Source organism: Pseudomonas sp. JL27(2026) (assembly GCF_056933555.1).
Map to the genome: position 1 here is coordinate 2,127,274 of NZ_CM167794.1, position 17,363 is coordinate 2,144,636.

Here is a 17,363-nt window from a genome sequence, read left to right on the forward strand (position 1 = left end):
GTCGATGTATTGTAAGACAGCGCGCTCATGTGCAGCGCCGGGAGAAATGGATGACGTCGGCATTGCAGGATTTCCAGCAGTTCGTTCATTGGCTCCACCGCCCAGATCTCAGGGCTTCCGAAGACGCACGTCGGTTTGCCAATATGATCTTGGCAAATTCCCTGCTATTGCCGCAAGCTCACGGCAGCGCAGCCAGCGATCTTTCGTGTTGAGCGAATTGGCTAGTCGATTGCTGCCGGGCTTGGCGCCCGATGAACCTGCCGCTCATGCAGTGGAGGCCCGAGCCGATTGGCCATTTCGTAAACTTCATCATCTTACCGTTGGGCCATTTCGAGGCTTCAGACGCCCTGAGCCTTTTGAGCTGCAAAAGCGGATCGTCATGTTTTACGGCCCAAATGGCAGCGGGAAAACTAGCCTGTGCGAAGCGCTGGAGTTTGCCTTGCTCGGAACTGTGGACGAGGGGGACATCAAGCGGATTGCAGCCGACCGTTATCTTTCCAACTCGCACGAGGGGCGTTTCGCCCGGCCAGTTTTACTGGCAACCAATTTAGATGGCCTGCAAGTACCGGTAATGGCTGATGCGGATGCCTACCGTTTTTGCTTCGTCGAAAAGAACCGTATAGACGCGTTTTCTCGCATAGCTTCGAAGCCAGCAGGTCAGAAAACTGAGCTGGTAGCCGCGCTCTTCGGAATGGATCAGTTCAACGATTTTGTTGGGCACTTCAACGATTCAATGGAGGGCCAGCTGACGCTGCTGGCTGTAAAAAAACAAGAGCTTTTGGCCAAGCAGGCAACGCTAAATCAAGATAAGGCGACCGTTGCGGACGAAGGCGCTGCGTTGGTACGACATGCCCAAACTGAGCAGGATTATGCGAATGCTTCCAGCCCTGGAATGAGCTATGCGCAGCTTTTGGCTGCTATAGGCAGTGCAGAACATCCGGGGCGGCTACAGGAACTGGAGCAAGCGATTAATCAACCGGCACCCACTATTTACGGAGTGAGCGCTGCTGCTCTCACAAGTGCCTACAGTGCCGCCGCCTCTGCTCTGTTAACTTTAAATGATCTCGATGCACAGTTAGCACTGCGTGCTAACGAAATATCCTTCCAAGATCTTTATACGGCTGTATTGGGTCTTCAGGATCTAGCTGGGGATCATTGTCCTGCCTGTGATACCCCACTTGCTGGCGACTATCGCGCCCTTCGCAACCCGTATCAAAAGGCTAACGACGGCCTGGCAGGTTTGAGGGAACTGGCTGAACTGCAAGCACATCAGCGAACCTCACTCGTTTCTAGGAACGCCGCATCGGAAGCGTTGCGGATGCTTTTAGCCACCTTTGCACAGCGTGTAGGAGCCACGGTTCAAAGTCTTTTACCTGTGCAACGGTACCTCGCAGATCCGGGTTTCGATATCCAGCGCGCATGGTGGTTGGATGGCTGCCTGCCTGATGAAACAGGAAAATCATTAGCTCAACAAGCAGTCGATTGGGCAGGAGAACTTGAGGTACATGACGGCGCATCTCGAGTGATCTTGAATGATCGTCAAGCTCTCATCGCAGTGCGAGACCGCCTCAATCAGGCACGCATTGTAGTCACTACATTGGGCTCCAATCGTCAGCAGACCATGCAAGCGATTGCTAATGCCAAAGCGCGAATCGCGGCATTCGCTGCTGATAATGCACCGCTGATTCAACTGGTTGCTCAGGAGACGGAAGCGATTGTGCGTGATACGCGAATCAGTAGAGCGTACGACCAGTTTCTGATTTTGCTACGCCGTTACCGTACCGAACTACCAAGTACGCTGATGGCTGGCCTGAACGCACTGACTCTCGAGCTCTATAACGAGTTCAACGTGCGTGATATGGACGCAGACAAGCTTTCAGCGCTACACCTGCCAGTGACAGGCGAGGGGCGTATCGAGTTGAGCTTTCGTGGCACACCTGCTGCCCGCATCGACGCACTACAGATTCTCAGTGAAGGTCACGTCAGATGCTTGGGTCTTTCCATTTTGTTGGCAAAGTGTCTGAGTATTAGAACTCCCGTGATCGTATTCGACGATGCCATTAACGCTATTGATCACGAACACCGTCAGGGCATAAGAGAGGCGATATTTGAAAGCGACCGTTTCACGGGTACGCAAATCATCGTGACCTGCCACAGTAACGAATTCATCAAGGACATCCAGAACCACGTCGCGCCAGAACACTGGGCTGCTTATGCATTCAGGCATCACAGTGGAAACTACCATCCTCGCGTCCTAGGAAATGCGATGACGCAGTCCTACCTGCTCAATGCCCGTGCGGCTGTTGAGCGAGGTGATGATAGGGCGGCGTTGGGCGCGTCGCGACAAGCGTTGGAAATGCTGACCAGCAAAGTGTGGGGTTGGTTGGGGCGTTGTGAGCAAGGCATGCTGACTTTGAAAATCGCAGGCTCCGGAGCAGAGCCAGGGCTTCGTAATCTCTGCGAGGGTATTAGAGCGAAGCTGAGGGGGGGCCGAATTTCGAGCATGCTGACAAGGCGCCAATTATCCAAGCTCTAGACCATATCTTGGGTATACCTGAGCAGTCCTTGGTTTGGTTGTATCTGAACAAGGGCACCCACGAGGAAGCAAATCGGGAGGACTTCGACGTTGGTGTGGTGGAATTGGTAGTGCGGACTCTTGAGTCGCTAAACGCTCTGCAACTGCGTGTGAGATAGGCGACGGTGGCACGTTAAACCTTGACCGCGCTCAAACACCAAACTCAAGAATATCAGCGGCCTTTCTTGCCACCATTACGACGTTTCGATCAATTGGATCAGATCCCTGATCGGGGCGCTCCATATAGGGAGACTCAGGTATTTCTTGTCGGTAGTGCTTCAGGACGTACATCGCCCGCTTTCGTTTGCCACGAAGGGAGATGAAACCCTGATCCATAGAAACCGCCTCTGCGATCCTTCTCATCTCACTGTTAAGCCTCGCTTGGTCTAGAGATGATGCGATTTCTTCCGCCTCATCCACAGCCTGTTCGAACCTGTCGAGTGCTTCAGTGAAGTCCTGGTAATCACCTACTTCGCAGGCCATAGCGACTAATGACGCTCCGGATGTGAAGAAACACTGGAGGTGAGAGTATTCGGGGCAAGTCCTTTGAGCCCTAGCCATGAGCTCAACCTCCTTTGCCAGGAAGTCCTGTTGGAGCGTATCTCTCTGAGTCTGGATGTCAGTGATTTCGGAAACCATATCGGCGATTTGTTCTTCTAAAAGACTGTACTCTCGATGAATGAATACCACCGCTGGTTTGAGACTCTCGCAAGCTTTTATGAAGGCTGAGTGATCCAGCATTGCTGTTGGAGATGTGCCAGCAGAAATAGAGGCACATTCAATGATCTGGGGAGGTATCGCTTCCAAAGCTGTCGTCAATGCTTCAAGACAAGCTTCTATTGATTCCTCAATTCTCAAGTAACTCGTCGCGACCATTTGACCACCCAATTAAAGTCCTGCAATTGGAACGGATTTGCCAAGCGTTTTTATTTGCTGAAGATCGGACGCGTTGAGATCAAACCACTCGCCCTCAAGGCGCTTTGCTTGATAGGTGATGTGGAGGCTTCGTTCTGCATACGTGTAATCATCAAACCAAGCGTAATGCTCAAGGCTGATGGGAAATGGCAGATTGATCTCGAAGAGCCGCGTGCGAGCTTTCAAATGGATTGTCTTGCCGATCTTGAAGCCTAGCTTAGACCGAACGACATAGACGTACCCACCTGTAGGTGAACTTGATGACCTGCTTGAGCTTCCCACCGGTGGTGGCGGTACTGGGATATCGAATCCGGTGAAGTCTGGAAAATGCTCAGCATGCAGGTCACGAAGACCATAGCGGCTTACAACATCGGGAGCAAAAGCAAACCAGTGTTTGGACTGCTCCCAATAACGCCTTCCGTTTGACGTGGGACGGAGGGTTAAATTGGCCTCACGCCAAAGCATTTTGGCAGTGCCTCGCTCTCGATCAATCTCCATCACGATGCCGAGGGCACTCACCTTACCAACCTGAGCGGAGGCGTCCCATCCTGCCAGCAGAATGCAGTCTTTGGGACGCACCTGAGTTATCAGGCCGACCAAATCAGAATCTCCATGCGCGTCATGCTTCACAGGAGCGGCAAGTTTTTGGGGATCGAAGCGATAAAATTTCACGCCGGCTTCCTTGCACTGATCCTAAAGGTTATTCGGCTACCGCAAAGACACGTCTCATTAATGCACACCGGAGCTGTATCCAGCATAGATCAGCTATAATTTTCGATGCCAATATTCAGTAAAACAGACGCCGTCACTCCTGCTGTGAATCATCTCTTCTATACAGCAGCCGACTGTCAAAATGCTTTTTGAAAAGCTCGCCCAATGATTCAGAGTCGCCGTCCCAGTCACCTTTCCAGTGTAGGCCAAGCAGCGAGTCGAACCGCGCGACCCATTTTTTCTTACCTAGCTTACCTGCTAGTGCAAGAGCTTCAGGCAGTACATGGTTGAACACATCAGCCTCTCGGCCAACTCCTCGGCTATAGGCGTCCTGATAGCATTTCATGGCTTTTTCTTCCTGTCCGGAAAGAACCAGAAAGCGACCACGAAACCAATCAATGATGTGATATGTCTCTTCTGCAATGGGAGCCCACGTTTTTTCAAGGCGACTCAGCATGTCTTCTACCGCATGAGCATCTCTAGGCACAGCTGGATCGTAGAGTGCTTCTCGAAGCGCGGAGTAAGGTCTATCCGGGCCGATATTTAGATCTTTTCCCCGTTCGATTGAAAGTTGTCGCTTGCGCCAGAAGAAAGCGTCCTCGATAGATCCAGAGCCTTCGGGAAGTTCAAGGTGATTTAAGATCGCCTTGCGATAATTGAGTGGCGTCCGGCCTAAGAGCCTGGAGGCTACCATCCACAGCTTCGGTGCAAACTCGTCATTCAGGCCCAGCGCTTGGAGTATTTCTTGAGCTCGATCCAGGTTTGGAACCGCTGGGCCTTTCAGCCATTCGTCGAGCGTATCTCGGCAGTTATCGAGATCAATACCATTTACCTCTGCCCGATACTCACAGATTTTGGCGTAGTCCTTAGCGTCCCAAGTGCAAAAAGCCTTAACGAGGCAACCAAATGGTGCTGGATCAGACAACAATTTATCCAAGGGTACGATTGGCAGGGTGTGGTGGATCATCTTCAGCAATAGGCCGCCGCCGAACGCGAATATCGTCGGCCAAAGTAGATACATCATGTCTCGTCGGTGAAGTAATCCTGCATCGTGCCTGGGAATGACGGCTGCGTAATATTCGAGCCAGCGGCGCCAAGCTACGAAGATAGTATTGGCGAACAACTCATCCCCAATAAAGATGGCCAACCGATTTTCGAGCTTGAACAGAATGGTAGTTGGAATCTCAATTGGATCGAGACCAGGCCGCTTGCGCTCGTCTTTGAAAGCCTTCAAATCATCGTAAAAGCCAGTATTGTCTGTTGAGAGCACAAGGCCGCTGCGGGTGCCAACTTCGTAGACAATTTCGCCTATAGAGGGGTAGGGTGAGATTGGTAGCTTCATACAATCACCTAACCCAAGGAGGTAATCCCCCTTGGGTGCTGAGCATCTTTATTTTTGGGCTTTGTCTGCCGCGCTTGCTGCTCGGGAAGCAAAACTGTCTGGCGGGATGACGCCGTCATTCTCTCGAGCCGTCGCCGAGTAGATACGCGCCTTGGCGTCATGAGTCATAGGCTGAGATTTCGTGCTGGAAGATTTCTTGGTCATGTCATTTTCCTTGAAGGTTTAGTTGGACGCTTGGGCGTCATGATCAACCTTACGTACGCTTCCGATTGTGGTCAGGGGGGCAAACTAGGAAAAATCTGAAGCGCATTCACAAGTTGTTGATTCCACGACCATCCAGGGATCGACTACTACGAAGTGAATGGACGTCATTCAGATCTTCAAGTTAGTGTAGAGCGAGTTTCAAAATGATCGTCGAGTTAGCTTTGAAGTGTTGTGCATTGCTGGCTGTCCGCGTGAACGGCGAAGAAGCAGCTCGTTGCAAGTTCGTTCCGTGATTTATGGTGTAACCTTCTGGTACCACTCATCTCGAGAATTTTTTATGTCCAAGCTTGCCGAATTCCGCCAGCTAGAAAAACACCTAGCTGAACAACTCCAGGCCCTCGAAGCCTTAAAGGGCGATGCTGGCCTCAAGCAAGAAATCGAGTTCGAAACGAAGCTGCGCGATTTGCTCGCAAAATACGGCTACAGCCTCAAGGATGTGATCAACCTGCTAGACCCACAAGCAGGTCGTCGTGCTCCAGCGGTTGAGTCCAAAGCAGGCAGCCGCAAGCCTCGTCAGTTGAAGGTCTACAAGAACCCTCACACTGGCGAAGTCGTCGAAACCAAGGGCGGTAACCACAAAACGCTTAAAGATTGGAAATCGAAGCACGGCGCCGCGACTGTTGAGTCTTGGTTGGCCAAGTGATTTTGGTTTGAGTAGAAAGGGCCCTATGACGGCCCTTTTTCTTTGGTTGAGCTTTTACTGCGCCGGCAGCGCTCCGAGCAGTAACGTACATCCTCCCAGCAGCGTGCCCACTTCTTCCTCCATGTAAAGGGAAGGCCGCAGGTCATGCAGGTTTTGACTGGAAGCTGACTCTTTTTCAAAACGACGCACCTTCTTCTAAAATGTGGCGAGCATTACCTGGCAGCGTTGCTTCATTTGCCTCATGGTTAGACCAAAAAGGCGTGGCGCTCTGCAACGCTACTCTTCGCTTCAGGGCATTCCACATTCAGAACGTCCTTGTGCTTTTGCACTCTTATCAAGGCATCTGTGTCTCCTGCTGCAGCCCGAAGGACATCATCTCGTTCGAACTGTCGCATGGCGTTGATCAAGCTTTTTTTGTATCGAGTTGAGGGGCACTGAATCTGGCGTCAGCGGAGTGGATTATCGAAATCTACATACCATTGGCACTCCGCTACATACTTGGGGCTTCGCCGGAAAATGGTGAACGATGTTGCAGTTGCCGGCGGGCTCACTGGCATTTTACTGGGCGCTCCTACTCAGTCCTACCCTGCTCAATGGAAGCTGTGGCTGCGTGCTCGCAACCAGAGTCATGTCTTTCCTAGGCATTTACTGCGTTGTTTTAGGACTTTTCCTACATCTTCAGCGCAGCGCGCTTGGTAGCATTGGAGCTTTGCTTCACCATAAAAGGATTGTTATGGCTTTTGTAATCAGGGAGGGAGATCCCACAACCACTGGAGGTAAAGTGGTCAAGGGCTCCACCAACACCACTATTGAGTATCAAAAAGCGGCACGTATCAGTGATCCGGTGTGGTGTCCAAAATGCAGTTCGATGGGGTTTATTGCCGAGGGCAACCCCACAGTCATTGATGAGTTCGTAGCTATCGCTACACATGGCCATGCTGTCCAGTGTGGCTGCCCCTTCGGTAGCAACCGCCTTATTTCCACCCAGACCAGCACAATGGCCGCTGAAGATGTGAGTGTCGCTATTGCTCCTGATTTTGCCGCCAAAGCCCAAGCCGCAACTCATATCTGGGCTCAAGCTATCACCGATGGATCCTACAAAAGCGAATTCACAGCAGGCATTCCAACCAATAATTTAAGTGGTTACACGCCTCCAAAGCCCTGCGTTTTCGCGAAGTCCTGCACAGTTCCGGCTGGCTCGATAGACGCGGGGAAGAGTAAAGAGCCGGCAGATAATTTTGGTAAGGTCGCGGTTCTTGGAGCTGTTGGAGCTCCGGCAAGTGTTGAGGCTGGCTCCGGAGGCATAACGTACCTCGGTCGGATAGCCGGTCAGCTCAGCCTTGAGGGACTTGGTAGGTGGGCCCTTCGAAGTGCTATGACAGCTGGTTCGGTCGCTACCGGATTAGTTCTCGCGTTCTTGCCTAGAGATATAGCTGACGGCAGTCTGTATACCGAAGAGCAACTGAGAGGTATGAGTGAGGCTGCGACGAGGGTGCGCTTCCAATTCCGAAAGGACGAAAAGGGAGAAGTTCAGGTCTACGGGATTCACACCGCCCAGTCATCAGGTATGGCGAGTGTTCCTGTTGTAAACGCTCGATGGAGCGCAAACAAGCAGCACATCGAAGCTCACGTCGGCGGCATCACTATCATCTGGAGTCCAAATGATGGCGCTGTAATTACTGCCCCAACACCGTATCCTGGCGTGTCAGACGAGCTTTCAAAAGTATTGGTACACCCAATAGCCGAGGATACTGATACCCAGATCGAGATTTATCCCGCCGAAAACGACATAACCTGGCAGGACTGTATCCTGGTATTCCCGCCAAAGTCAGGCATCCCGCCTATTTATATTGTTTTTGCGAAGCCAGCAGTAAAGCCTTTAGAAGTTGGGGTATACAAGGATCTAAGCAGCAGAAGTGTGAAGGATAAGCTTGATATTGACCATATCACCTCTCAAGCGGCGCTTAGAACATATATCGTTGATAACTTCGATAACGTAACGCCGGAGGAGATTAAATACCTGCTATCTCAGGCGCCAAGTATCGCGATTCCGGAGTCTGTTCATAGAAAATATAGCGAAACTTATGCAGGGCGAAATATGAAGACCAAACAAAGACTTGACGCCTCAAATCTAAAAGCAGCAGTTGATAGTAACTTTGACGCTATCAAACGAGGATTGCTCGAAGAGGGTTACGCCGAAGTTGATATTGAAAAGGCTCGCGAAGAACTGCATAATCTGCATAAAGAGCAGGGGTGGTACAAATGACTACTAAAGTTGATGTGTGTGTAAAGGGTATCGGCAAGAGCTACTCTCAACTGCTGGCGGAAGGTATTATTCCTGCAACAAGTCTTCAGTATTTGTTTGAAGGTGATGATGAGCCATTTTTGTCCGTTGAGGACGGTTTGAGCTTGAGCTTTTCTGAAGAGAAGATACTTCAGCATGTATATGTGACACTTCTTAAAACTGTAGATGGAACCAAGGAGTATAAAGGCCCCTTGCCTGAGCCCTTGATCAAGCAGATCAATAAGAGTTGGGTGAGAGAGAAATTTGGTACTCCGGTAGACTCAAAAGAGCCAGTAACGCTTCCGGTATTAGGCAAGAAAGGTGGTTGGGATGCGTACACTCTAGATCCGGCAATTTATGGATCATCCAGGATGATCTTTCAATATACCGAGTCGTTGGCTGTTAACGTAATCCACTTTAAGCGCAATTAGATAGTCATGGGGTAGCACTCAACAATCCTACCCCAGAGCCTTCTACGCATTATACGGCCTCGTTGAGCTGATTCTTTCTGGGCCTCGTTGTGTATCGTTCGCTCTATTGAATCGGGGTAGCGCAGGAACGCGATACCAAACGACAGCAGATCAGCATCACCTAAGTTGAGTGCCACACCACCCCGGCCTGCTTCATAGGTCGCTATTGGGACATGTCATCTTTCTTCATCCCATCTTTAGACATGTTGTCTTTCTTCATAGTGTCTTTGCTCATTGAGTCTTTGGACATGTTGTCTTTCTTCATCGTGTCCTTGTGCATTGCATCCTTCTTCATAGTGTCCTTTTTCATCGTGTCTTGGGACATCGTGTCCTTCTTCATCGTGTCATTGCTCATCGTATCTTCGGCGTGTACGACGGCGACGCCCACTGCCAGGCAAACACCTAGGATTGCAGTAGTTAACCTTTTCATAGTGAAGCTCCTTGAGACTCAGGTTGCGAAAAAGCGCAGCCCATGCCGCGCAATGAGGTTGCCTCGGGTGTCAGCTACCACCGAACCAGTTATAGCCCTGGTCTTCCCAGTAACCACCGGGATAGGTGTTGGTGACGAAAATCGCTTGAATGTGCTTCGGGTTCTTGTAACCAAGTTTGGTCGGCATGCGCAGTTTCATCGGGAAGCCATATTGACGCGGTAGTACAGCACCGTCGTAAGTCAGCGTTAGTAGCGTCTGCGCATGCAGTGCCGTGGGCATGTCGATACTGGTGTAGTAGTCGTCGGCGCATTTGAAGCCGACGTACCGGGCATCGGTGTCAGCTCCCACGTGCTTGAGGAAATCACTGAAGCGCACACCGCCCCAGCGGCCAATGGCACTCCAGCCCTCGACACAAATGTGTCGGGTGATCTGCTCGGTCTGCGCCATGGCGCGCAGCTCCTCAAGCCTCCAGCTGTGCTTGTCGGCAACCAGGCCGGAGACTTCCAGACGGTAGCTGTCTTCATCGACGGCTGGCGCTTCGTCGATGCCATAGAAGGCATTGAATGGAAATGGCCGTGTGATCATAGACTCAGGGTAGGTGGGAGCCATGACGTTCGGGTTGAACAACCAGCCCTGTACCCTGTCATTGAATCGCGACATGGACGACAGCGTCGTCTCAACTTGATCGTTATCGGAGATGTTGCAGCCGGACAACATCGCCACGCCGCCGAGCGTCAAGCTACGCAGCAGGAAGGCGCGTCTTGAACGATCTTCGACTTTGAGCGAAATAATCTTTCGTGCGTCCTTCAGAATGGCCGACTCATACAGCTCCGGGCTTTGTTCGCGCTTCTTCATACGCGCTCCTTATGGCCGACAATCATGGCCCACAACGTCTTTGGCACCAGTACGACCATCACCAAATGCACGGCGATAAACGCCACCAGTAAAGACATTGCAATGAAGTGCACGTGCCGTGCTATGTCGTAGCCGCCCAGCAGTTCGCGTAGTAGCGGAAACTGTACTGACTTCCACAACACCAACCCGGAAATCACCAGAACGGTAATGTCGAGGATCACGAACAGATATGCCACGCGCTGCACATGGTTGTAATGGCTTATATCGTGATGACCCAGCCGACCATGGAGAGCAGACCACAGGTCATGAAAAAAGCCTTTGGGTGATACAGGGAAAAAACGTCGCGACAGCCTGCCGCTAAAAAGATTGAGAAGTAAGTAAAAAAGACCGACGAGCACCAGCAACCACATGGCCGCGAAATGCCATTGCAGCGCGCCACCCAGCCATCCGCCCAAGGTGATCGACTTGGGAAAATCAAAACCATAGAGAGGAGAGGCGTTATAGATACGCCATCCGCTCGTGACCATGACCAACACTGCCAGGGCGTTCAGCCAATGGGCCAGCCTCAACCAGCGAGGATGGCTTTGCAGATTCAGCTTTTGGGTATTGGTCGTTTCAGGCGCACCGGGCATTGGAGGAAGCTCCAAATCTGAATAACGTCATAACTTAAGATCGAGTGTAGACGCTAACCTAGAGCACGATGCCTCACTTAAGTGTGGGCAGAGCGTAATGTCATCATTCTCGTGGTAACGGTCGCCAGCCAGCTAGGCTTGTAGCCTGAAGAGGGCGATGAGGTGAGGACAGGGTCATGTCAATTGCAAAAACAGCGCTTGTCCTGGCCGGTGGTGGCAGCCTAGGCGCGGTTCAGGTCGGGATGTTGCAGGCTCTGGTTGAGGCTGGCGTCGTGTTCGACGTGGTGGTGGGAGCATCGGTCGGCGCCATCAACGGCGCCTACTTCGCCGCCAGACCGAATGCCAAAGGCGTAAGCGAGCTGGCGGACTTCTGGCGCAGCCTGCGCAAGTCGGACGTATTTCCGTTTTCGGCATTCGACACGGTCAAGGGCATCCTGAATCGTCGCGGGCACTTGCTGAGTGCATCCGCCTTGCATCGATTGGTGAGCAGATCACTGCCGGTCAAACGGATCGAAGATACCGAGTTGCCGCTTTACATCGTTACCACCAATCTGCTAAGCGGTGCTGAAGAGCTTTTATCCAGTGGCAGTGCCGAACAGGCGTTGCTCGCCAGCGCTGCAATTCCGCTGGTGTTTCCCAGCGTGAGAGTCGGCGAAAAGTTCCTGGTTGACGGCGGTGTCAGCAGCAACACGCCGATTGCCAGCGCGGTGACATTGGGTGCAAATCGGGTTCTGGTTCTGCCCACCGGGTTCGGTTGTGCCTGCCCATGTCCGCCCAATGGACTCGTTGCGCTGGCCTTGCACACGCTCAACTTGATGAGCATGCGTCAACTGGTGCGTGACATCGAGTTGTACCGGTCACGCACCGCCATTCATGTAGTCCCGCCGTTATGCCCACTGGACGCTTCAGTGTTCGACTTCAACCAGACAGACCAACTGCTGCAGCGTGCTTATCAATCAACCCGGGCATGGATAGAGGAGGGCGGATTGCTTCGTGACGGGATACCCGATTCGTTGCTGGCGCATACTCATCATTTTGCTGACGAATGAGTTCAGCATCGCAAATAAACGTATAAAGCGGTTTTGGTAGAGGCATCTCCAAGCGAACGCACTTGCTCAACGTCAGCTACCCCGCAAAGTCGCTCAGACGTAATCAAGTCGCCGCAGCAGAATATGTATGTGCGAGGAGGTGGGTACGATGACGGGGCCAGCTTTCCAGCAAGGCTTCAATTTCAGCATCGTTTACCAATCCAGCAGGATATCGGTGCAAAAGCGCAATCCTGTATTCCGCCGTCTGCCGCACCAGCATTTGGCTTCTCCAGAAAGCACCGATCACTCTCTTTCGGACGTCTGCGTTTGCAGCTAAACGTCGAATTTTTGCCCGGCTCTCTGCATTCATAAGATCACCCTCCAGCGTCTTGGCCAGCGAACGCTACGGGGCTTGTGTGACAGAAATGAGACAGGTTGGCGATATCAGATTAGTGGCTATTTTCTAACGCCAAGCAAGGCTTGCAATAACGCCGTGTGACTGTCATCTCATCCTTCTTGAGCTGAATCAACCTGGTGATGGATCGCGTCGAGATACTGAGATTTCAATTGGTCGGCCAGCGGACTGAGAATCGGATTCGCTCGAAAATTCACCAGAAGGCTATCTATGACTGCCGTAACCTTCTCGATGGCGGCGTCCACGCTTGACGGGATAAAGGGATCAAAGTTGATAGCTTCCAGCTCCACATCGAGCTGCTTCAGTACCGGCTCTGCCTCCTGCATTTGAGCACGAACTACGTCTAGCGTTGAATCCATAGCAACATCCTTGTAGGGCGATTTCGTTACGTTCTATTTGAATCAGGCGGTGGTTAGATTGGTCGACGCGGGGTTGTACGGTCGAACCCACCAGACTTAAAACTGAAACAAAATAGTAGCCTATAGTGAGTAATCGCTGTAGCGCAGCACCATGCCGAGTAAGGCACAGGTCAATGCGTTGAGGTTAGGTCATTGGTGACCTTATCAAATCGCGAGCAGGGCCAATATTTGGCGACCAGCGCTTCTGCTAAGCTCGTGTCCATAGCGCTTGAAAGAGATGACTGCATGTCCTTCGTTGACAAGTTCGTTGCTGAGATACTCACGCTTCAAGTTGCCCTGTATCACTCCCGTGCACGATTAGAGGCCAAGACTGATAGCGAGGCCTTGCACGACCTCAGGATATCTGTGAGGCGCATCCGGAGCCTACTCCGACCGATGCGTTCGATGAGCGAGGTCACCGCGCTGAACAATGCTGCGGCGGAAGTGGGAAGGATGACCACGCCGGCGCGCGATCTTGAGGTGTTGATTGAGGAGCTAGAGGATAGGGGCTTTCCTGACCAGGCCCAGTTCAGGAAAGCGCATCTGGATTCGGACTACTTCAGAATTCTAAAAAGCCCGGCTCTCAAGAACCTGTTCATTCAATTGGATGAGTGGCCTTCAACCTTCCGCTTGGCTGAGATCAACGGCGGTTTGAAGCATGTCCAGCCTCAAATTGAAAAAGCGCTGACAAAGCAGATCGACCGATTGCATGCGGCGGTAGATGACTCTGAATCAGACCGGCACGAGTTGAGAATCCTGGTCAAGCGAACTCGTTACCTGACAGAGGCGTTTCCCAAACTGTCTCCGCTTTCGGGTAAGTCAGCGAGTTCTCTCAAGGCCCTGCAATCGGCCTTGGGTGCTTGGCACGACCATTATCAGTGGTGTCAAAAAGCATCGATCGAATCAGACCTACACCCGCTGGAAGAGGTCTGGCAGGGCTGCGCCGCAAGCGCGCTTGAAAAAGCTGAGGCCCAGTTAGCTGACCTGGCGAAGTTGCTGCCAAAATCGTCAGGCAAAAAAAAGCCGCCTAAGGTGGCAGCAGAAAAAACAGCAGGCGTTGAATAGCTTGAGTATCACGGTTGGAAGGTTTCAAAACGATGACGTTTTTTTGATGTGGCAATCATTGCTGCTTAAGACGTCTCAGCCACAGGTCTATTCATGCTGATGGGTAAAGGATGGGGGGCATTTATACGACCTTCCAGCCTTTCAACGAAGCTTTCGGCTTCGGCATAACTTCGAAATCTAATGCACCATGCATCCATCCACACGAGCCATCCTTTAGGCGTCTCTGCCTCTTCGATTTTGATCAGCATCACGAGATTCCTTCCATGAGGTAGTTCAGGTCAGTGAAGAGCCTGAGCAAAAGACTTGTAACCTACCGCCTTCTACATTTCAGCCCTCAGCAAACACGGGAAGCTAGGGGAGATGATTCATTTGCTAGCATTTCTCAACTCTTCGATTCCGCTTCTGACGGACTCGGCATTGACGTCAAGGGTGGCTATAGCACCAAGGACGGCGCTTGAAACACCTGTGGATCCCCTCTGATCTATCCACATCGCTATCGACTCAATGGCATCGGCAAGCGCAAGTTGGTTTTCGTGGAGGGTTTCAAGTATTTCCGGCAATTGGGGAGGGGCTGACATTTCGACATCTCCTCAGCGTGAAATGAAAGACTAGCAGTGTGAAGGAGGGAGCGTCGGGTCATCATGCTGCTTGGGTAGATTGTGCTGTCCAGAACCTCGCTGCGATTGCTCAAGCAGTGTAGTGCCCTGGATGTCGTAAGCTAGCGATTGGGGGCAAAGGCTTGATTAACCAGATCCGTACAACTCAAAGGGAGAGACATGTCCACATATTCTGATTATTGGGACATTTCATGAGGCGCGTTGTTTTCAATCAAAAAGGTGGCGTCGGCAAATCCAGCATCGCTTGTAACCTCGCGGCTATCAGTGCCTTCGAGGGCTACCGCACATTGCTGATAGATTTGGATGCCCAAGCAAATGCCACTCACTATTTGACTGGTCTCAGCGGAGAGAATGTCCCCCTGGGGATCGCTGATTTCTTCAAGCAGACACTGTTTCCTGGCCCTGCCTCGAAGAAGGCTCAAGCTCATATTCATGAAACGTCCTTCACCAATCTGCACTTAATCGCCGCCTCGTCGGAGCTGAGTGATCTGCAATCCAAGCTCGAGACACGCTATAAAATTCAGAAGCTCAGCAAACTGCTCGACCGGCTTGATGAAGATTATGAGCGGATCTACATGGATACTCCTCCGGGACTGAATTTTTACAGCGTTTCGGCGCTGATTGCCGCTGACCGCTGTTTGATCCCTTTCGACTGCGACAGCTTTTCTCGCCAAGCAATTTACGGTGTGCTGAGAGAAATCGAGGAGATCAAAAACGATCACAATGAAAGTCTGGAGGTTGAAGGCATCGTCGTTAACCAGTTCCAGGCCCGTAACGCACTGCCGCAACGACTGCTCGACGAGTTGATTGCTGAGCAAATGCCGGTGCTGCCCGCGTATCTGATGAGTTCGGTAAAGATGCGTGAGTCCCATCAAGCAAGCAGGCCGCTGATCTATCTGGAGCCGCAACACAAGCTCACCCGCCAATACGCGAAGTTATTCAGCCTGCTAGAAAGCCGAATGTGAGCGTGATCGCTTTCACAAGCTTGGTTTGATGCGAACTGGCGTCATTTGCTGCTTGCCTTTCCCTGTGTCACTCCTTCGACGCTCAGAGCTCAATACCAGCCTATGATCAGAGGGGCCTGGTCATTTGGATGCACGGCGAACTTTCGTATGGAAATGTCTGGAAAATCACGGATCAGGCGCAGACTGCAAAAAATGGTGATCTCATGAGCTGTCTGATTTGTGCAGGCTCCGCTGACCGCATTAAATGTGATGGCCCGTGGGAGGAGAGGGATTGCCCGACCTGCGGTCGCTATCGAGTTTCAGACGTGCTCGTGTTGACGCTTATGGAACAGGGACAGATTTTCGATGTTAGCAAAACAAGGATTTGGCTAGCCCGCAAGCGCAAAGAAATAGCCATTCCTTCAATTGAGATCCACGAGGCGCTACTGGTGCCGTGAAGATCTTTTCCGACCTAATAGTGCATCTCACAGCATCGAAAACTTCCGAAGGCTAGCCATGTCGACACTCGAATCTCTGCTGAAAGACATAAGAAAATGCACCTTATGTGCCGAGCACCTTCCTCTGGGGCCTAGGCCGGTCGTTCAGGCTTCCGAGAGTTCACGCATCTTGATCGTCGGTCAGGCACCAGGGCGTAAAGTCCATGCCAGCGGAGTACCTTTCGATGACGCGAGCGGAGAGCGTTTACGTGACTGGATGGGGGTTTCAAAAGCGATTTTTTATGACCCGGAAGTGGTCGCCATAGTGCCCATGGGCTTCTGTTATCCTGGCTCGGGGAAGTCAGGTGATTTGGCGCCTCGGCCAGAGTGTGCGCCGGCATGGCGTGAAAGACTTCTCTCTCAGCTAAAAAACGTTGAGTTGACACTGGTAATAGGTCAGTACGCGCAGGCGTATCATTTGCCGGGAGAGCAGGCGAATCTTACCGAACTGGTGCGAGATTGGCGCACTTATAGTGACGGATTATTACCGCTTCCTCATCCGAGTCCGCGAAATAATATATGGCTAAAGCGTAATCCTTGGTTTGAAGAAGAGCTGTTGCCTGAGCTGAGACTGAGAGTCAGAGAAATTTACTCTGGACGAGCTCAGTAACGCTGACGTTTGGAGTTGAATGATTCTGCCGCGATTGTCGATTCCGAAGTAACATTTGGCAGTAAGTGAGTGGGCTTGTTTTTGCCGTTTTTCTATAGCTCTCTAAATCGATGAAATGCTTCGTTGTAATTGGGCCAGCTGAATTTTCAGATTCTCGACTTCAGCCTCCAGCTGGCGGACACGTTCGCTAGCCTCAACTTGGATACTAACGTCTTTCTGGATACCGATGTAATAAGTGAGTTGATCCGCGTCGTTGAATACTGGGGTAATCGACAGCTCATTCCAGAAAGCACTACCGTCTTTTCGATAGTTTCGAATGATTTGGCGGCAAGGCTGAAAATTCTTTATTGCCTCACGGATAGCGAGAAGGCCAGGTTGCTCTCGGTCATCCCCTTGCAGAAACCGGCAGTCCTGATACAGAGTCTCATCAGTGCTATAGCCCGTCAGGCGCTGGAAGGCTTGGTTGGCGTAGATAAGGATATTCTCATCGCCTTCCTGCTCTGCCACAACGATGCCATCGTTGGATGTCTCGATCATCAGTTTCAGCAGTTCTGCATTGATCATTTTGAGAGTTCCTGTGAGTTTCAAGGAAGTCTATACCAACCTTGCCAATCGAACTTTTAGAAATGAATAGGCCTTCTGCGGCAACTGAAACAGCTTTCTCGCC

Annotated in this window: 21 protein-coding genes; 9 read left to right on the forward strand and 12 right to left on the reverse strand. The window is 51.6% G+C overall.

The window, feature by feature from the left end:
• Positions 1-46 precede the first annotated feature (46 nt).
• The gene (locus AC1Z1G_RS09650) at positions 47-2,536 is read left to right on the forward strand and encodes an AAA family ATPase (protein WP_483626696.1); all 2,490 of its coding nucleotides are present in this window, start codon (positions 47-49) and stop codon (positions 2,534-2,536) included.
• A 189-nt stretch (positions 2,537-2,725) separates the two neighbouring features.
• On the opposite strand, the gene AC1Z1G_RS09655 is transcribed toward AC1Z1G_RS09650, so the two are convergent.
• The 4 genes from AC1Z1G_RS09655 to AC1Z1G_RS09670 all read right to left on the reverse strand — a co-directional run bounded on the left by AC1Z1G_RS09655 (position 2,726) and on the right by AC1Z1G_RS09670 (position 5,747).
• Positions 2,726-3,463 (reverse strand): hypothetical protein, encoded by a 738-nt coding sequence (locus tag AC1Z1G_RS09655; RefSeq protein ID WP_483626698.1) that lies wholly within the window; start codon positions 3,461-3,463, stop codon positions 2,726-2,728.
• Positions 3,464-4,162, reverse strand: coding sequence for a GIY-YIG nuclease family protein (locus AC1Z1G_RS09660; protein ID WP_483626700.1), 699 nt, complete (start codon positions 4,160-4,162; stop codon positions 3,464-3,466).
• A 133-nt stretch (positions 4,163-4,295) separates the two neighbouring features.
• On the reverse strand, positions 4,296-5,543 hold the full coding sequence (locus tag AC1Z1G_RS09665) for a hypothetical protein (RefSeq protein WP_483626702.1): 1,248 nt from the start codon (positions 5,541-5,543) through the stop codon (positions 4,296-4,298).
• A 48-nt stretch (positions 5,544-5,591) separates the two neighbouring features.
• Positions 5,592-5,747, reverse strand: coding sequence for a hypothetical protein (locus AC1Z1G_RS09670; RefSeq protein ID WP_483626704.1), 156 nt, complete (start codon positions 5,745-5,747; stop codon positions 5,592-5,594).
• Positions 5,748-6,084: 337 nt separating this feature from the next.
• On the opposite strand from AC1Z1G_RS09670, the gene AC1Z1G_RS09675 reads away from it, so the two are divergent.
• Positions 6,085-6,450 carry a histone-like nucleoid-structuring protein, MvaT/MvaU family gene (locus tag AC1Z1G_RS09675; protein ID WP_483626706.1) on the forward strand — a complete coding sequence of 122 codons (366 nt, stop codon included), beginning with the start codon at positions 6,085-6,087 and terminating at the stop codon, positions 6,448-6,450.
• 23 nt (positions 6,451-6,473) lie between these two features.
• Here the strand turns inward: AC1Z1G_RS09675 and AC1Z1G_RS09680 are convergent, their stop codons facing one another.
• Entirely contained in the window at positions 6,474-6,629 is a 156-nt protein-coding gene (locus AC1Z1G_RS09680; RefSeq protein WP_483626708.1) for a DUF2256 domain-containing protein, read from the reverse strand.
• Positions 6,630-7,183: 554 nt separating this feature from the next.
• Here AC1Z1G_RS09680 and AC1Z1G_RS09685 point away from each other — a divergent pair.
• Together AC1Z1G_RS09685 and AC1Z1G_RS09690 are read left to right on the forward strand one after the other, a co-directional pair.
• Entirely contained in the window at positions 7,184-8,716 is a 1,533-nt protein-coding gene (locus AC1Z1G_RS09685; protein WP_483626710.1) for an S-type pyocin domain-containing protein, read from the forward strand.
• Complete coding sequence (locus AC1Z1G_RS09690; RefSeq protein WP_483626712.1) at positions 8,713-9,165, forward strand: DUF6392 family protein; 453 nt, start codon at positions 8,713-8,715, stop codon at positions 9,163-9,165. The genes AC1Z1G_RS09685 and AC1Z1G_RS09690 overlap by 4 nt, the downstream gene beginning before the upstream one ends.
• A 202-nt stretch (positions 9,166-9,367) precedes the next feature.
• Here the strand turns inward: AC1Z1G_RS09690 and AC1Z1G_RS09695 are convergent, their stop codons facing one another.
• The 3 genes from AC1Z1G_RS09695 to AC1Z1G_RS09705 all read right to left on the reverse strand — a co-directional run bounded on the left by AC1Z1G_RS09695 (position 9,368) and on the right by AC1Z1G_RS09705 (position 11,122).
• Complete coding sequence (locus tag AC1Z1G_RS09695; protein ID WP_483626714.1) at positions 9,368-9,634, reverse strand: pentapeptide MXKDX repeat protein; 267 nt, start codon at positions 9,632-9,634, stop codon at positions 9,368-9,370.
• A gap of 70 nt (positions 9,635-9,704) precedes the next feature.
• Positions 9,705-10,490 (reverse strand): molybdopterin-dependent oxidoreductase, encoded by a 786-nt coding sequence (locus AC1Z1G_RS09700; RefSeq protein WP_483626716.1) that lies wholly within the window; start codon positions 10,488-10,490, stop codon positions 9,705-9,707.
• Complete coding sequence (locus AC1Z1G_RS09705; RefSeq protein WP_483626718.1) at positions 10,487-11,122, reverse strand: cytochrome b/b6 domain-containing protein; 636 nt, start codon at positions 11,120-11,122, stop codon at positions 10,487-10,489. Before AC1Z1G_RS09705 ends, AC1Z1G_RS09700 begins: the two co-directional genes overlap by 4 nt.
• A gap of 176 nt (positions 11,123-11,298) precedes the next feature.
• Between AC1Z1G_RS09705 and AC1Z1G_RS09710 the strand changes: the two genes are divergently transcribed.
• Complete coding sequence (locus AC1Z1G_RS09710; RefSeq protein ID WP_483626720.1) at positions 11,299-12,171, forward strand: patatin-like phospholipase family protein; 873 nt, start codon at positions 11,299-11,301, stop codon at positions 12,169-12,171.
• 103 nt (positions 12,172-12,274) lie between these two features.
• Here the strand turns inward: AC1Z1G_RS09710 and AC1Z1G_RS09715 are convergent, their stop codons facing one another.
• Positions 12,275-12,520 (reverse strand): hypothetical protein, encoded by a 246-nt coding sequence (locus AC1Z1G_RS09715; RefSeq protein WP_483626722.1) that lies wholly within the window; start codon positions 12,518-12,520, stop codon positions 12,275-12,277.
• A 137-nt stretch (positions 12,521-12,657) separates the two neighbouring features.
• A complete protein-coding gene (locus AC1Z1G_RS09720; RefSeq protein ID WP_483626724.1) occupies positions 12,658-12,924 on the reverse strand; it encodes a hypothetical protein in 267 nt (88 codons plus the stop codon).
• Positions 12,925-13,209: 285 nt separating this feature from the next.
• Between AC1Z1G_RS09720 and AC1Z1G_RS09725 the strand changes: the two genes are divergently transcribed.
• Positions 13,210-14,028, forward strand: a complete 819-nt coding sequence (locus AC1Z1G_RS09725; RefSeq protein ID WP_483626726.1) for a CHAD domain-containing protein — start codon at positions 13,210-13,212, stop codon at positions 14,026-14,028.
• Positions 14,029-14,393: 365 nt separating this feature from the next.
• On the opposite strand, the gene AC1Z1G_RS09730 is transcribed toward AC1Z1G_RS09725, so the two are convergent.
• On the reverse strand, positions 14,394-14,606 hold the full coding sequence (locus AC1Z1G_RS09730) for a hypothetical protein (RefSeq protein ID WP_483626728.1): 213 nt from the start codon (positions 14,604-14,606) through the stop codon (positions 14,394-14,396).
• A gap of 230 nt (positions 14,607-14,836) precedes the next feature.
• Between AC1Z1G_RS09730 and AC1Z1G_RS09735 the strand changes: the two genes are divergently transcribed.
• From AC1Z1G_RS09735 to AC1Z1G_RS09745, 3 genes are all read left to right on the forward strand, one after another.
• On the forward strand, positions 14,837-15,610 hold the full coding sequence (locus tag AC1Z1G_RS09735; RefSeq protein WP_483626730.1) for a ParA family protein: 774 nt from the start codon (positions 14,837-14,839) through the stop codon (positions 15,608-15,610).
• A gap of 128 nt (positions 15,611-15,738) precedes the next feature.
• Positions 15,739-16,047: a hypothetical protein gene (locus AC1Z1G_RS09740; RefSeq protein WP_483626732.1), complete on the forward strand. Its 309-nt coding sequence runs from the start codon at positions 15,739-15,741 to the stop codon at positions 16,045-16,047.
• A 58-nt stretch (positions 16,048-16,105) separates the two neighbouring features.
• Positions 16,106-16,696: a uracil-DNA glycosylase family protein gene (locus tag AC1Z1G_RS09745; RefSeq protein ID WP_080593243.1), complete on the forward strand. Its 591-nt coding sequence runs from the start codon at positions 16,106-16,108 to the stop codon at positions 16,694-16,696.
• Between the two features lie 102 nt (positions 16,697-16,798).
• On the opposite strand, the gene AC1Z1G_RS09750 is transcribed toward AC1Z1G_RS09745, so the two are convergent.
• Positions 16,799-17,260, reverse strand: coding sequence for a PAS domain-containing protein (locus AC1Z1G_RS09750; protein WP_483626734.1), 462 nt, complete (start codon positions 17,258-17,260; stop codon positions 16,799-16,801).
• Between the last annotated feature and the right edge of the window lie 103 nt (positions 17,261-17,363).